Source organism: Achromobacter sp. HZ34 (assembly GCF_002209485.1).
Classification (GTDB): domain Bacteria; phylum Pseudomonadota; class Gammaproteobacteria; order Burkholderiales; family Burkholderiaceae_B; genus Bordetella_C.
Genome location: NZ_NJIX01000001.1, coordinates 921,195 through 935,969, shown reverse-complemented (window position 1 = coordinate 935,969; position 14,775 = coordinate 921,195). Strand labels below are relative to the sequence as shown.

The following is a 14,775-nucleotide window of genomic DNA, read 5'->3' as shown; positions in this document are numbered from 1 at the left end:
CTCCTGGTCAACAACGATGAGGTTTGCAATGACGAAGCCGGACGATCTTCAAGTAATCGCCTCCGAAGCCGCCCGCCGCCTGGGGGTGTCCATCAAAGCCTTGCGGCTTTACGAGCAGCACGGGCTGGTCACGCCTGGCCGCAGCACGGCGGGGTACCGGCTGTACGGTCCCGACGACATGGCGCGCGCGGGTGAGGTGGTGGCGCTGCGGGCATTGGGATTGAGCCTGGCCCAGGTGGCCGCGGTGCTGGACGGCACCAGCGAGAGCCTTGAGGCGGCCCTGCGCGAACAGCAGGGGGTGCTGGACCGGGAGATCCTGGAACGCGTGCGCAGGCTGGACAGGCTGCGCGACATCCAGTCCGGACTGGCACGAGGGACGATGCCGGCAGGGAGAGAATTGGCGGACATCGCGGGCAGTTCGCGGGACCGTCAGCGATGGCCCGGCATTTCCTTCGAATTGCCCTGGCCGTGGGCGGGCGAGTCTTTCGAACTGGCCGATATCCGGCCGTTGAACTACATCATCGGCTCCCTGGGCAGCGGCAAGACGCGATTGGCGTTACGCATCGCGGAGAGCCTGCCGGGGGCGCGCTTCCTGGGTCTGGACCGTGTGGCGGCCGACAACACGAGAGCGGCCCTGCACGCATTGGATGGCGATGCCGACCTGCGCCAGCGGGTCGAGCAGGCCATCGTATGGCTGATGGGCGACGGCGCCGAGAGGTCGGACGCCCTGGCCATGCTGCTGGCGGCCTTCGAGGCCGATGGCAGTGGCGCCGTGGTGGTCGACATGGTCGAGCAGGATCTGTCCCAACCCACACAGGAAGCCTTGATCGCCTATTTGCGGTTGCGGGCAGCGCTGCGCGCACGGCCCCTGTTCCTGATGACGCGCTCATCGTCCATTCTGGACCTGGCGGCGGTGGGCCCCGACGAGGCCATCATCCTGTGTCCCGCCAACCACAGTCCGCCTACGCGCGTGGCGCCTTATCCGCGGGCGCCGGGCTATGAGGCAGTAGCCACCTGCCTGGCGACACCCGAGGCAAGGGCGCGCATTGCCAGGCGGCCGGAGACCGCCTGAAGCAGGCGGGCGGCGCCTGGCCAAGAGGCCCGCTCAGGTCCCCTGCATCCGCTTGCCGCTGACAGCGTCGAACCAGTGCAGTTCATGGCGGCCGTCGGGGCCGATGTTCAACTGGTCGCCGGCCTTGATGACCGCTTCCTGCATCTGCCGCGTCGTGCAGCGCACCACGACCGACGCCTTGCCGCAGCGGCCATGCACCAATTGCTCGGACCCCAGCGTTTCCACCATTTCCACCTCGACCCGCAGGCCGGGGGAGTTAAGCACCAGATGCTCCGGCCGCATGCCCACGATGACGTCGCGGCCGCGTACGGCACTGGGTACCGCCGTGGGCGCGATCGCCAGGTCCAGGCCGTCGTCGGTCTTCAGCGTGCCGTCGCCATGGGCGTGCACGTTGACCAGGTTCATCGGCGGCGAGCCGATGAAGCTGGCCACGAAGGTGGAAGCCGGCTTCTCGAACACTTCCATCGGCGTGCCGATCTGCTCCGGGATACCCTTGTTCATGACGATCATGCGATGCGCCAGCGTCATGGCCTCCACCTGGTCGTGGGTCACGTACAGGCTGGTGGTGCCCAGGCGGCGATGCAGCTTGAGCAGCTCCAGCCGCATGGCCACGCGCAGCTTGGCGTCCAGGTTGGACAGGGGCTCGTCGAACAGGAACACCTTGGGTTCACGCACGATGGCACGGCCCATGGCCACGCGCTGGCGCTGGCCGCCGGACAACTGGCGCGGGCGGCGCTCCAGCAAGGGGCCCAGTTCCAGGATCTGCGCGGCCGCTTCGACGCGCTTGCGGATCTCGTCCTTGGGCATCTTGCGGATCTTCAAGCCGTAAGCCATGTTCTGGAACACGCTCATGTGCGGATACAAGGCGTAGTTCTGGAACACCATGGCGATGTCGCGCTCGGCCGGCTCCAGGTTGTTGACCTCCTTGCCGTCGATCTCGATGGTGCCGCTGGTGACTTCTTCAAGGCCGGCCACCATGCGCATGAGCGTGGATTTGCCGCAGCCCGACGGGCCGACGATGACGACGAACTCGCCATCCACGATGTCCACATCGATGCCGTGGATGACCGGCACATTGCCGGCATAGGTTTTCTTGACGTTGCGGAAGCTGAGAGTAGCCATACGATGTTCGCTGTTTGTAGCTTTGATCAGAGGGGCAGGGTGCGGAACGGACGGGTGAGCGTCACTTCTCCGTATCCACCAGGCCCTTGACGAACCATTTCTGCATGAGGATCACGACCAGCACCGGCGGCAGCATGGCCAGCATGGCGGTGGCCATGGTGAGATTCCATTCGGTCACGCTGTCGCCGCCGCTGACCATGCGCTTGATGCCGATGACCACCGGGTACATGTCTTCCTTGGTGGTGATCAGCAGCGGCCACAGGTACTGGTTCCAGCCGTAGATGAACTGGATCACGAACAGCGCCGCGATGCTGGTCTTCGACAGCGGCAGCAGCACGTCGCGGAAGAAGCGCATGGGGCCGGCACCGTCGATGCGGGCAGCTTCCACCAGTTCGTCCGGCACCGTCAGGAAGAACTGGCGGAACAGGAACGTGGCGGTGGCCGACGCGATCAGGGGCAGGGCCAGGCCGGCGTAGCTATTGAGCAGGCCCAGGTCCGCCACCACCTTGTAGGTCGGCGCGATACGCACTTCCACCGGCAGCATCAGCGTGACGAAGATCATCCAGAAGAAGAACATGCGGAAGCGGAAACGGAAGTACACCACCGCGAAGGCCGACATCATGGAGATCACGATCTTGCCGATGGAAATCGACAAGGCCATGACCAGGCTGACGTACATCATGCGCGCCACCGGCGTACCGCTGGAACCGCCGCCGGAACCGGCGAACAGCGCCTGCATGTAGTTGCCGACCAGGTGCGAACCCGGGATCAGCGACATGGGCGCGGACGCCACCTCCTGCGCGGTCTGCGTGGACGCGACAAAAGTGACGTACAGGGGAAATGCCACCACGGCCACGCCGCAGAGCAGAATTACGTGGGCCAGTACATCCAGCCAGGGACGGCGTTCAACCATAAACCTAATGCCTCGGAAAAATCAGTACTGGACCTTGCGGTCGACGTAGCGGAACTGGACCACGGTAAGGACCACGACGATGAACATCAGGATGACCGACTGCGCGGCTGACGACCCCAGGTCCAGGCCGACGAAACCGTCGCGGTATACCTTGTAGACCAGGATGGCCGTGGACGTGCCCGGACCGCCCTGGGTGGTGGTGTCGATCACCGCGAAGGTATCGAAGAACGCATAGATGATGTTCACCACCAGCAGGAAGAAGGTGGTGGGCGACAGCAGGGGAAACACGATGGTCCAGAAGCGGCGCACGGGCGAAGCGCCGTCGATGGCGGCCGCCTCGATCAGCGAACGCGGGATGGACTGCAGGCCGGCCAGGAAGAACAGGAAGTTGTACGAAATCTGCTTCCACACCGCGGCAATCAGCACCAGCATCATGGCCTGGTTGCCGTTCAGGCGCGGATTCCAGTCCACGCCGATATTGCGCAGGGCAACCGCCAGGATGCCCACCGCCGGCGAGAACAGGAACAGCCAGAGCACCCCGACCACGGCGGGCGCCACGGCATAGGGCCAGATCAGCAAGGTCTTGTAAACCGAGGCGCCCTTGAGCACACGATCGGCCATCACGGCCAGCAGCAGCGAAACCGACAGACCGACGAAGGCTACCAAGAACGAGAACACTGCCGTGGTCTTGAAGGAATTGAGGTAATCCGTCTGCCGGAACAGGTCCGCGAAGTTGGCCAGACCGACGAATTCCGACGACAGGCCGAAGGCGTCTTCCAGGCGCAGCGACTGCCACATCGCCTGTCCCGCGGGCAGGAAGAAGAAGACGACCGTGATGATCAGCTGCGGCAAGAGCAGCAGGTAGGGCAGGGTCTTATGGCCGAATACGACGCGTTTTTCCATGGGGCGGACTATGCCTTGCAGCGCGTCGCGGGGGCGGCGCGCGCGGGGTAACAAACGTGTAATGGTCCAGGCGCGAGGCGCTCGGACCACCGTGGATGCATCCAGACAAACGACACAATGCGGATTGCCGGGCCAGCCGGCAATCCGCATGAACTCGATGACGCATGTGTATCTGTACGCATGCCCAGGGGTTCAGCCCTGAGCAAAGCGCGCTACTTTACACTTTTTTGGAACTTTTCGAGCAACTCGTTGCCGCGTTTCGTGGCATTGGCCAGGCCTTCCTTGGCGCTTTCCTTGCCGGAAACGATGCGTTCGATTTCCGCGTCCTCGATTTCACGGATCTGCGGCAGGAAGCCCAAACGCACGCCGCGCGACTGCGCGGTGGTGGTCACGTTCAACTGCTTGACGCCGACGTCGGTACCGGGGTTCTGGGTGTAGAAGCCGGCTTTCTCGGTCAGTTCATAGGCAGCCTTGGTGACCGGCACGTAGCCGGTCTGCTGGTGCCACTTGGCGGCCACTTCCGGGCTGGAGATGAACTTGAAGAACTTGGTCACGCCCTTGTAGACCTCGGGCTTCTTGTTGCCGAAGACCCACAGCGAGGCGCCACCGATGATGGTGTTCTGCGGCGCGCCCTTGACGTCGGCGTAGTAGGGCACGGAGGCAGTGCCGAACTCGAACTTGGCGTTCTTGATGATGTTGGCGCGCAGGCCGCTGGAGCCGGTGATCAGGGCGCACTTGCCCGAGATGAACAGCGCGTTGGGATCGTCGCCGCGGCCGCCGTACATGAACTCGCCGTCCTTGGCCAGGTTGGCCAGGAATTCCAGGTGGCGCTGGTGCAGCGGCGAATCGATGGCCAGGCGGGCGTCGAGGCCGCCGAAGCCGTTGTCCTTGGTGGCGTAGGGCACGTTGTGCCAGGCCGAGAAGGTTTCCAGCTGGACCCAGGACGGCCATGACGTGGTGTAACCGCATTCCTGCCCGGCGGCCTTCAGCTTCTTGGTGGCGGCGGCCAGTTCTTCCCAGGTCTTGGGCGGCTTGTCGGCATCAAGGCCGGCCTTCTTGAAGGCGTCCTTGTTGTAGTACATGACCACGGTCGAGCTGTTGAAGGGCATCGACACCAGCTTGTTGTCGGACGACGAGTAGTAGCCCGCCACCGCGCCGATGAAGGCCTTGGGATCGATGGGATCGCCGGCTTCCTCGGACATCTGCTGGACCGGCTTGATGGCGCCCTTGGCGTACATCATCGTGGCGGTGCCGACTTCGAAGACCTGCAGGATGTCGGGGGCGTTACCGGCGCGGAACGCGGCGATGCCGGCGTTCATCGATTCACCGTAGTTGCCTTTGTAGACGGCTTTCACGACATAGTCGGACTGGCTCTTGTTGAACTGATCGACCATCTCATTGACACGGTCGCCCAGGGCCCCTTCCATGGAGTGCCAGAACTGGATTTCAGTGGCGGCCTGGGCCGACGACGCGCCGAACGCGGCGATCAAGGCCGCTGCCGCGAGGGCTAGACGGTGGGAGCGCATGGGGTATTCCTCCTATTTACACAAATGTGCCGCCAGAGGGTTGTCCTCGACGCGCACGACACCATATGAATTGTTTGTGACGAATTCGTGACTGTTACACCAGCCCGGTTGGCTGTCAAATTCGGAGTAGCCCTGAGATTCGTGAATCGGCATCAGATAATGATTCAGTGGGCTGTGGTAACCCACTACCTGGCCGGGGCTCCGATCACGGCCGCGATGCGGGCCGCGGCCCCAGCTTACAATCCACCACCATGGACACGAACCTCTCTTCCAGCGACCTGCGGGTCGCCTTCGTCGGCGGCGGCAACATGGCCACCGCCCTGGCCATCGGCATGGCCGGCAAGATCTGCCCGCCCGGCCAGATCCACGCCATCGACATCAACCCGGACGGCCACGCCGCCTGGCAGGCCCGGGGCGCCACCACCGCGACCCAGCCGGACGAACGGCTGGCCCAGTGCAACGTCTGGTTCTTCGCCGTCAAGCCGCAGTACATGCGTGACGCCGTCAAGGCCTGCCAGCCCTGGCTGCGCCCCGGCACCCTGGTGATCAGCGTGGCCGCCGGCCTGCGCGGCGACGTTCTCTCGCAGTGGCTGGCCACCGATGGCCAACCCTGGCGCAACCTGGTGCGTTGCATGCCCAATACGCCGGCCCTGGTCGGCGCGGGCGTCACCGGCATGCTGGCGCTGCCGGGCGTCAGCGCGGCCGACCGGGCCCTGGCGCAGACCATGCTGGAATCGGTGGGGCAGGTCGTCTGGGTCGATGACGACGCCGGCATCGACGCCGTGACCGCCTTGTCGGGCAGCGGCCCGGCCTACGTCTTCCGCTTCCTGGAAGCCCTTATCGCGGGCGGCATGGCGGTGGGGCTGGACGCGGAGCAGGCCCGCCAACTGGCCCTGGGCACCTTCGAGGGCGCCACCAGGCTGGCCAAGGAGTCCACCGACTCGCCTTCCGTGCTGCGCGAGCGGGTGACTTCCAAGGGCGGCACCACGGCCGCCGCCCTCAAGGTCTTCGACGACAACGGCTTCATGACCCTGGTGGCCCGCGCCATGGCCGCGGCCGCCCAGCGCTCGCGCGAACTGGCCCAGGAATTCGGCAAATGAAGGCAAGCGTGCAGCGCCGCGGCTACGAACCCATGCTGGCCGGCCATTTCCTGGTGGCCGTCTTCTGCATGGGCCTGGTGGTGGTGGGTTCCAACGTCCTGGTGCAGATTCCCCTGAATCACTGGCTGACCTGGGGCGGCCTGTCCTATCCCCTGGCTTTCCTGGTGACGGACGTCCTGAACCGCCGTTTCGGCCCCCGTGCCGCGCGCCGCGTCGCCTGGTTCGGCTTCGCCGCCGCGCTGGCGGTGTCGGTCTGGCTGGCGTCCCCGCGCATTGCCCTGGCCTCCGGCGTGGCCTATATCTGCGCCCAGTTGCTCGACATCCAGGTGTTCGACCGCCTGCGCGACCAGCGCTGGTGGCGCGCCCCCCTGGTGTCCGGCGTGCTGGGCGCCTTGCTCGACACCGCGCTGTTCTTCAGCATCGCTTTCGCCGCCACGGGCGCCCCCTGGGTGACCTGGATGACGGGCGACGTCGCCGTCAAGCTGGCGGTGAATATCAGCATGCTGGCGCCTTTTCGTGCCCTGATGTGGAACTTGGCGCGCCCATCCGCTACGAACAGGACTCCTGCTTCGCCCTGAGCGTGACTAGGCAGGCGCCAGGTGCGTTCGCAGGAAAGGCCCGGGTTAGAAACCCGGGCCTTTTGTTTTGCGCGTTTCATGCGCGCCAGCCCCGTTACCACCCTGGCGACACAAGTTCCCTGTGTTTGTACATATCTGGACCTGGGGAATACACGCAGTGACAGGCTGACTGCTTGCTTTCAGAATGGCTGCCACGTCGTGTTTAGCCCTAGAGTTTTGCTTAAGAAGCCGGTGACGCGCGATGCGACGGGGGGAACCATCATTTCCCCTCGACGCCATGTGCCGAGCCGCTCAACCCTCGCGGAGACCCTCGCATGAAGATGTTGAAACGCGTTACCCCCCTCGCACTCGCACTGGGGGCCCTTACGCTGGCCGGCGCCGTGCATGCCGCCGATACCATCAAGATCGGCATTCCGCAGCCCATGACGGGCCCGAATACCCAATACGGTGACCAGATCCAGGCGGGCGCGCTGACCGCCATCGAAACCATCAACGCCAAAGGCGGCGTCAAGGGCAAGAAGCTGGAACCCATCCTCATCGATGACGGTTGCGAGCCCAAGCAGGCCGTGCCCGCCGCCAACCGGGTGGTGAACTCGGGCGCCAAGTTCGCCGTCGCCCATGCCTGCTCCGGCGTCACCGTGCCGGCGGTCAACGTCTACGAGCAGGAAGGCATCGTCGGCATCACCCCGGGCGCCACCTCGCCCCTGGTCACCGACACCACCAAGCCCAAGATGTTCTTCCGCACCATCGGCCGGGACGACCAGCAGGGCCCGTTCGCCGCCAACTACATCGCCAAGAACATCAAGCCCAAGAAGGTCGCCGTGCTGCACGACAAGCAGACCTACGGCTCGGGCGTGGCCACCCAGGTCAAGGACACCCTGGTCAAGGACGGCGTCAACGTCGTGCTGTTCGAGGGTATCAACGTCGGCGACAGCGATTACTCGGCGGTCATCACCAAGCTCAAGTCGCAGGGTGTGGACTTCGTCTACTTCGGCGGCTATCACCCCGAACTGGGCCTGCTGCTGCGCCAGTCGCGTGAACAGGGCCTGAACGTCCAGTTCATGGGACCGGAAGGCACCGCCAACCAGGACCTGGTGGCCATCGCCGGACCGGCCATCGCCGGCCTGCTGGTGACGCTACCGGCCGACTTCACCAAGATGCCCGGCAATGAAGGCATCGTGAAGGCCTTCCACGACAAGAAGCGCGATCCGGACGGCGCCTTCCAGATGCCTGCCTATGCGGCGGTGCAACTGATCGCCGACGGCATCGAGGCAGTGGGCGAAGACCCCGTCAAGGTCGCCCAGTACCTGCACTCGCACACCTTCAACACGGGTATCGGCAAGGTCGAATACGACGCCAAGGGCGACTTGAAGAACTTCGAGTTCGCTGTCTACAAATGGGACAAGGACGGCAAGAAGACCCAGCTGTAATGGCGATCGTCCCCGTCTGGGCGGGGTCTCCAACGAAGTGAATCCAGGTTTCCGGCTCCGGGGGCAATTTCCGGGGCCGGATCTATTTGGAGCATAAGTAATAATGTCTGACCTTCTTCCTCAATTGACACAACAGTTCTTCAACGGACTGTCGCTGGGTGCCATCTATGCCCTGATCGCCATCGGCTACACCATGGTGTACGGCATCATCGGCATGATCAATTTCGCGCACGGCGAGATCTATATGATCGGCGCCTACGTCGGCCTGGTGACGCTGACGGCCATCGGCACGCAAAGCGGCATGCCGGTCTACCTGATGGTCGCCGCCATGCTGGTGGTCGCCATGGCCGTGACCGGCGCCTACGGTTTCGCGGTGGAACGCGTGGCCTATCGGCCCTTGCGCGGCAGCCCGCGGCTGGTGGCGCTGATTTCCGCCATCGGCATGTCCATCTTCCTGCAGAACTGGATGGCGCTGGGGCAGGGCGCGCGCGACATGGCGGTGCCCAATATCCTCTCGGGGGCGCTGCAATTCCACATGGGCAGCGATTTCGACGTCACCATCCCGTATTCGCGCGTGATGATCATCGTGGTGACGGTGGTGCTGATGATCGGGCTGTCGCTGTACATCCGCCATTCGCGCATGGGCCGCGCCTCGCGCGCCTGCTCGCAGGACATGCACATGGCCAACCTGCTGGGCATCGACACCAACAAGGTGATCTCCTTCACCTTCGTGCTGGGCGCCATGCTGGCCGCCGTGGGCGGGGTGCTGGTGGCCGTCACCATCGGCAAGCTCAATCCCTTCATCGGCTTCATCGTCGGCATCAAGGCCTTCACGGCGGCGGTGCTGGGCGGCATCGGCAGCATACCCGGCGCCATGCTGGGCGGCGTGCTGCTGGGCCTGGTGGAGACCTTCGCCGCGGCCTACCTGTCGTCCCAATACAAGGACATCGTCGCCTTCCTGCTGCTGGTGCTGATCCTGCTGTTCCGCCCCACTGGACTGTTGGGCAAACCCGAGGTGGAAAAAGTCTGATGGCGCAAAACCTACGCAATGCTTTTATCGCGGCCATCATGACCGCGGTCATCGTCACGCCGGTGTTCGGCCTGCAGCTGGTGCGCCAGGGCGCGCGCACACTGATGAACCCGCAGTGGACCAATGTCCTGATCGCCATGGCGGTGGTCTTCGTCGGCCAGCTGCTGCGCCCCTGGCTGGGCCTGCCGTTCAAGCGCATGAAGTCCGCGCTGCCGACGCTGCCGGCGGCGCCTGCCAGCGGCCACAAGTGGATGGCCATTGCGCTGGTGGTCATCGCCATCGTGTGGCCGTTCTTCGGCGACCGCAGCTCGGTGGACATCGCCACGCTGGTGCTGATCTACGTCATGCTGGGCCTGGGCCTGAACATCGTGGTGGGTTTCGCCGGCCTGCTCGACCTGGGTTTCGTCGGGTTCTACGCGGTGGGCGCCTACACCTACGCCTTGCTGTACCACTGGGGCGGCTGGGGCTTCTGGGAAGCGCTGCCTTTCGCCGGCGCCATGTCGGCGCTGTTCGGCTTCGTGCTGGGTTTTCCGGTGCTGCGGCTGCGCGGCGATTACCTGGCCATCGTCACGCTGGGCTTCGGCGAGATCATCCGCCTGCTGCTGATCAACCTGAACTGGTTGACGGGCGGCCCGGATGGTATTTCCGGCATCCCCAAACCGTCGGTATTCGGCATCGAGATGGCGCGTTCGTCCAGCGTCGAAGGGCGCCAGACCTTCCACGAGATGCTGGGCCTGACGTTCCAGAACCAGCACGTCATCGTCTGGCTGTACCTGATGGCGCTGATGCTGGCCCTGATCACGCTGTTCGTGTCGACCCGGCTCAAGCGCATGCCGGTGGGACGCGCCTGGGAAGCGTTGCGTGAAGACGAGATCGCCTGCCGTTCCCTGGGCCTGAATCCGACCCGCATCAAGCTGTCGGCCTTCACCCTGGGCGCCATGTTCGCCGGCTTCGGCGGGGCGTTCTTCGCCGCGCGCCAGGGGCTGGTGAATCCCGAATCCTTTACCTTCATCGAATCCGCGCTGATCCTGGCCATCGTGGTGCTGGGCGGCATGGGTTCGCAGGTGGGCGTGATCCTGGCCGCCATCCTGCTGACGGTGCTGCCGGAACTGGCGCGTGAATTCGCCGAGTACCGCATGCTGATGTTCGGCCTGGTCATGGTGCTGATGATGATGTGGCGGCCCCAAGGCTTGCTGCCGATGCAACGTCCTCACGTGGAGCTGGACAACAAATGAGCGAGGCTTTGCTGAGAGTATCCGGTCTGTGCATGCGCTTCGGCGGCCTGCTGGCCGTCGACCATGTGGCATTCGATGTGCGTCGCGATGAAGTGTTCGCCATCATCGGTCCCAATGGCGCGGGCAAGACCACCGTGTTCAATTGCGTGGGGGGGTTCTATGTCCCCAGCGAGGGCGAGATCGAAATGGACGGCACGTCCATCACCGGCCTGCCCAGCCACCGCGTGGCGCAGCATGGCCTGGTGCGCACCTTCCAGAACGTGCGCCTGTTCAAGCAGTTGACCGTGCTGGAAAACCTGCTGGTGGCGCAACACACGCAAGTGGAAACGCGGCTGGTGCCGGGCTTGCTCAAGCTGAAGTCCTATCGCCAGGCCGAGGCCGACGCCTTGAATCGCGCCGCCCAATGGCTGGATTTCATGGGGCTGCGCGAGTACGCCAACCGCGAAGCGGGCAACCTGGCCTATGGCCACCAGCGCCGGCTGGAGATTGCCCGTTGCATGATCACCAAGCCCCGCCTGCTGATGCTGGACGAGCCGGCGGCAGGCTTGAATCCCCAGGAAAAACAGGACCTGCAGCGCTTGATCGACCGCCTGCGCCGCGAGTTCGGCGTGGCGGTGCTGCTGATCGAGCACGACATGAGCCTGATCATGGGCATCTCCGACCGTATCCTGGTCATGGAGCATGGCAAGCCCATCACCACCGGGACCCCGCAGGAGGTGCGCAGCGATGAGCGCGTCATCAAAGCGTATCTGGGAGAAGAATGATGCAGCATCCGGACAAAGCGCACAGCATGCTCAAGCTGGACAACGTGCACACCTATTACGGCGCCATCCAGGCCTTGAACGGCGTGTCGGTGGAAGTGAACAAGGGCGAGATCGTTACCCTGATCGGTGCCAACGGCGCCGGCAAGACCACGCTGCTGATGACGATCTGCGGCACGCCGCAGGCGCGTAGCGGCACCATCACCTTCGAAGGGCGCGACATCACGCGGGCCGACACGCACCAGATCATGCGTAGCGGTATCGCCGTGTCGCCCGAGGGCCGGCGCGTGTTCAAGGACCTGACGGTGGAGGAGAACCTGATGATGGGTGGCTTCTTCGCCAACAAGGTGCAGATGCAGCAGGGGCTGGCCCATGTGTACGATCTGTTCCCCCGCTTGAAGGAAAGAGCCCAGCAGCGCGCCGGCACCATGTCGGGCGGTGAGCAGCAGATGCTGGCCATCGGCCGGGCACTGATGACGCGTCCCAGCCTGTTGCTGCTGGACGAGCCGACGCTGGGCCTGGCGCCGCTGATCATTGCGCAGATCTTCGACATCATCCGCACCATCCGTGACCAGGGCGTAACGGTGTTCCTGGTGGAACAGAACGCCAACAAGGCGCTGCAGGTGGCCGATCGCGGCTATGTGCTGGAGAACGGCAAAGTGGTGCTGCACGACACCGGCGCCAACCTGCTGGTCAACGCCGATGTGCGCAAGGCATATCTGGGCGCCTGAGCCGGGACGGCGCCGCCCCTGTGCCTACGCGGCCTGGCGTGCCGTGCCGGTATCTTCCTGGTAGCGCTGGATCACGGCCAGCGCCAGGGCATCGATAGAGTCGGTCAAGGGCACATCGAACTCGGCGCGGCGGTCGTGCGGGATGGCCAGCGGCAGTTCGGTGCAGCCCAGCGCCACGGCCACCGCGCCGCGCGCGGCCAGGGCGCGGACGCAGGCGGCGGCCGGTTCGAAGGACTCGGCCAGCCGGTTGGCTTTCACCGCCACGATGGACGGCGTGCAGTACGTCGTCATTTCTTCTTCGGTGGGCACCACGCATTCATAGCCATGGCGTTCCAGATGTTGCTGGTACAAGCCCATGCGCAGCGTCCCTTCGGTTCCCATCAGGCCGATGGGACCGCCGTGAATGCCGCGCCGGCGCAAGTCTTCCACCACCGACTCGATGATGTGCAGAACCGGCACCGACGAGGCCGCCACCAGGTCGTCGTACCAGAGATGGGCGGTGTTGCAGGGGATGGCGATCAGGCGCGCGCCGGCGCCGGTCAGCAGCTTGACGCCGCGTGCCATGGCGGGCAGGGGGTCTTCACCGCCGGCCAGTTTGGCGGCCGTGCGATCGGGCACGCGGGGATCGTTCAGCAGCAATGCGGGAATGTGATCCTGGTCGCGCGCGGCCGGCGTCAGGGCCACCAGCCTTTCGGCAAAAGCGGCGCCGGCCATGGGGCCCATGCCGCCGAGTATGCCCAGGTAAAGGCCGGATATGGATGTCGTCACGAAAAATACTCCGATTGAGGCGAGTCCCTGGCCGGCGGGGCGCAGCGGGCGGGCAGCAGCCGGCCAGGATGGGCGCCCGGGCGACCGGCGCGTATCGTCGCGCCAGGCCACGCAGTCGCCGCAACGCCTCAGGCAGCGGCCTGTCCGCCGCGCGTGGGCGCCAGCACCTGGCCGGGCCGGGCGCTGCCTGCCGCGCCCTCGGCCCAGACGCGCTGGCCGTTGACCCAGACACCCTGGATGCCCTGGCTGGCCTGTACCGGCACCTCGAAGGTGGCGCGGTCGCCGACCTGTTCGGGATCGAACAGGACCAGATCCGCATAATAGCCCGGCTGCAGCAACCCCCGCTCGGCCACGCCGTAGTTGCGGGCCGCCAGGCCGGTCATCTTGTGCACGGCCTGTTCCAGCGTCAGCACCGACTGTTCACGCACCAGCGTGCGCAGGACATTGGTGAAAGTGCCCCATTGGCGGGGGTGCGGATGGGGGTCGAAGGGCAGGCCGTCCGAACCCACCATGGCGGCCGGGTGCGCGATGATGCGGCGCACGTCGTTCTCATCCAGCAGGAAGTAGATGGCGCCGGCAGGCGTCAGCTTTTCCAGCAATTGCTGCTCGTCCAGCGCCAGTTCGGCCATCAGGTCGGCGAAATCGCGGCCCTTGGCTTCAGGATAGCCGGTGGACCAGGTGATCATGGTGCGGCGCGAGATGCGCACGCGGTCCAGCCGCAGCATGGTGGACGTGGCGGGGTAGGGGTGGCAATCCAGGCAGACCGGTTGCAGTTTGGCCGCGCGGTCCATCATTGCCAGGGTTTCGGCTGAACGGCCGTGGTTGGCCTGGCCGGCCAGCTTGTGGTGCGAGAACACCACCAGGCAATCCAGCTCGCGGCCGATGTCCAGGGCTTCCTGCATGGCCGGGACGATCTTGTCGGTTTCGTCGCGCAGGTGGGTGGCGTACAGGCCGCCGTGCGCGCGGATGGGCGCGCCCACGGCCATGATTTCCTCGGTGGGCGCATGCGCGGCCGGCGGGTAGAACGTGCCGGTGGACATGCCGAAGGCGCCGGCCTGCAGGGCTTCTTCCATCATCGCCTGCATGGCGGCGATCTCCGGCCCGGTGGCGGCGCGCTGGGTGTCTTCCATGGCGGCCACGCGCAGGGTGGTGTGGCCAACCAGGGGAATCACGTTGACGGCGGCGGGCGTGGCGCGCAGGTCGGCGATCCAGTCGGCGAAGCGCGCATAGCGGAACAATTCGGGCGGTCCCAGCAGGTCCAGCGGCTGCGGCACCCGCGTGTCCGCCGCGGGCAGCAAGGGGGCCAGGCTGATGCCGCAGTTGCCGGTCACCACGGTGGTGATGCCCTGCGAGACCTTGGGCGTCATGTCCGGATGCGCCAGCAGGTAGCCGTCGTCGTGGGTGTGGGAATCGATGAAGCCGGGGGCCACGACCAGGCCCGCCACATCCAGGCGCGGCGCCGTTGCGTCGGGAAAGCGGCCGATGGCGGCGATGCGCTCACCGGCGATGGCGATGTCGGCCACATAACGGTCGGCACCGCTGCCGTCGACGATGGTGGCGTTGGCGAGGATGAGGTCGGGTTGTTGATTCATGGCGGTCCGGATTC

Annotated in this window: 14 protein-coding genes; 8 read left to right on the top strand and 6 right to left on the bottom strand. The window is 65.2% G+C overall.

What is annotated here, in order from left to right; translation table 11 throughout:
• The first annotated feature begins 28 nt into the window (after nucleotides 1-28).
• Nucleotides 29-1,072: a MerR family transcriptional regulator gene (locus CEY05_RS03955; RefSeq protein WP_088596059.1), complete on the top strand. Its 1,044-nt coding sequence runs from the start codon at nucleotides 29-31 to the stop codon at nucleotides 1,070-1,072.
• Between the two features lie 33 nt (nucleotides 1,073-1,105).
• Here CEY05_RS03955 and CEY05_RS03950 read toward each other — a convergent pair whose 3' ends face one another.
• The 4 genes from CEY05_RS03950 to ugpB all read right to left on the bottom strand — a co-directional run bounded on the left by CEY05_RS03950 (nucleotide 1,106) and on the right by ugpB (nucleotide 5,536).
• Complete coding sequence (locus CEY05_RS03950) at nucleotides 1,106-2,194, bottom strand: sn-glycerol-3-phosphate import ATP-binding protein UgpC (protein WP_088596058.1); 1,089 nt, start codon at nucleotides 2,192-2,194, stop codon at nucleotides 1,106-1,108.
• A gap of 61 nt (nucleotides 2,195-2,255) precedes the next feature.
• Nucleotides 2,256-3,107 carry a sn-glycerol-3-phosphate ABC transporter permease UgpE gene (ugpE, locus tag CEY05_RS03945; RefSeq protein ID WP_088596057.1) on the bottom strand — a complete coding sequence of 284 codons (852 nt, stop codon included), beginning with the start codon at nucleotides 3,105-3,107 and terminating at the stop codon, nucleotides 2,256-2,258.
• 21 nt (nucleotides 3,108-3,128) lie between these two features.
• A complete protein-coding gene (ugpA, locus tag CEY05_RS03940) occupies nucleotides 3,129-4,010 on the bottom strand; it encodes a sn-glycerol-3-phosphate ABC transporter permease UgpA (RefSeq protein WP_088596056.1) in 882 nt (293 codons plus the stop codon).
• Nucleotides 4,011-4,222: 212 nt separating this feature from the next.
• On the bottom strand, nucleotides 4,223-5,536 hold the full coding sequence (ugpB, locus tag CEY05_RS03935) for a sn-glycerol-3-phosphate ABC transporter substrate-binding protein UgpB (RefSeq protein WP_088596055.1): 1,314 nt from the start codon (nucleotides 5,534-5,536) through the stop codon (nucleotides 4,223-4,225).
• Between the two features lie 251 nt (nucleotides 5,537-5,787).
• On the opposite strand from ugpB, the gene proC reads away from it, so the two are divergent.
• From proC to CEY05_RS03900, 7 genes are all read left to right on the top strand, one after another.
• Nucleotides 5,788-6,636, top strand: a complete 849-nt coding sequence (proC, locus tag CEY05_RS03930) for a pyrroline-5-carboxylate reductase (protein ID WP_088596054.1) — start codon at nucleotides 5,788-5,790, stop codon at nucleotides 6,634-6,636.
• Nucleotides 6,633-7,214 carry a queuosine precursor transporter gene (locus CEY05_RS03925; protein ID WP_088596053.1) on the top strand — a complete coding sequence of 194 codons (582 nt, stop codon included), beginning with the start codon at nucleotides 6,633-6,635 and terminating at the stop codon, nucleotides 7,212-7,214. Before proC ends, CEY05_RS03925 begins: the two co-directional genes overlap by 4 nt.
• Nucleotides 7,215-7,528: 314 nt before the next feature.
• Complete coding sequence (locus CEY05_RS03920) at nucleotides 7,529-8,644, top strand: branched-chain amino acid ABC transporter substrate-binding protein (RefSeq protein WP_088596052.1); 1,116 nt, start codon at nucleotides 7,529-7,531, stop codon at nucleotides 8,642-8,644.
• Nucleotides 8,645-8,747: 103 nt separating this feature from the next.
• A complete protein-coding gene (gene livH / locus CEY05_RS03915; protein WP_088596051.1) occupies nucleotides 8,748-9,674 on the top strand; it encodes a high-affinity branched-chain amino acid ABC transporter permease LivH in 927 nt (308 codons plus the stop codon).
• Nucleotides 9,674-10,909 (top strand): high-affinity branched-chain amino acid ABC transporter permease LivM, encoded by a 1,236-nt coding sequence (locus CEY05_RS03910; RefSeq protein ID WP_088596050.1) that lies wholly within the window; start codon nucleotides 9,674-9,676, stop codon nucleotides 10,907-10,909. The genes livH and CEY05_RS03910 overlap by 1 nt, the downstream gene beginning before the upstream one ends.
• On the top strand, nucleotides 10,906-11,673 hold the full coding sequence (gene livG / locus CEY05_RS03905) for a high-affinity branched-chain amino acid ABC transporter ATP-binding protein LivG (protein WP_088596049.1): 768 nt from the start codon (nucleotides 10,906-10,908) through the stop codon (nucleotides 11,671-11,673). The genes CEY05_RS03910 and livG overlap by 4 nt, the downstream gene beginning before the upstream one ends.
• A gap of 26 nt (nucleotides 11,674-11,699) precedes the next feature.
• The gene (locus CEY05_RS03900; RefSeq protein WP_088596230.1) at nucleotides 11,700-12,401 is read left to right on the top strand and encodes an ABC transporter ATP-binding protein; all 702 of its coding nucleotides are present in this window, start codon (nucleotides 11,700-11,702) and stop codon (nucleotides 12,399-12,401) included.
• 24 nt (nucleotides 12,402-12,425) lie between these two features.
• On the opposite strand, the gene CEY05_RS03895 is transcribed toward CEY05_RS03900, so the two are convergent.
• Both CEY05_RS03895 and CEY05_RS03890 read right to left on the bottom strand, forming a co-directional pair.
• Entirely contained in the window at nucleotides 12,426-13,169 is a 744-nt protein-coding gene (locus CEY05_RS03895) for an aspartate/glutamate racemase family protein (RefSeq protein WP_198952664.1), read from the bottom strand.
• Nucleotides 13,170-13,297: 128 nt separating this feature from the next.
• On the bottom strand, nucleotides 13,298-14,761 hold the full coding sequence (locus CEY05_RS03890; RefSeq protein WP_088596048.1) for an amidohydrolase family protein: 1,464 nt from the start codon (nucleotides 14,759-14,761) through the stop codon (nucleotides 13,298-13,300).
• Nucleotides 14,762-14,775: the final 14 nt, after the last annotated feature.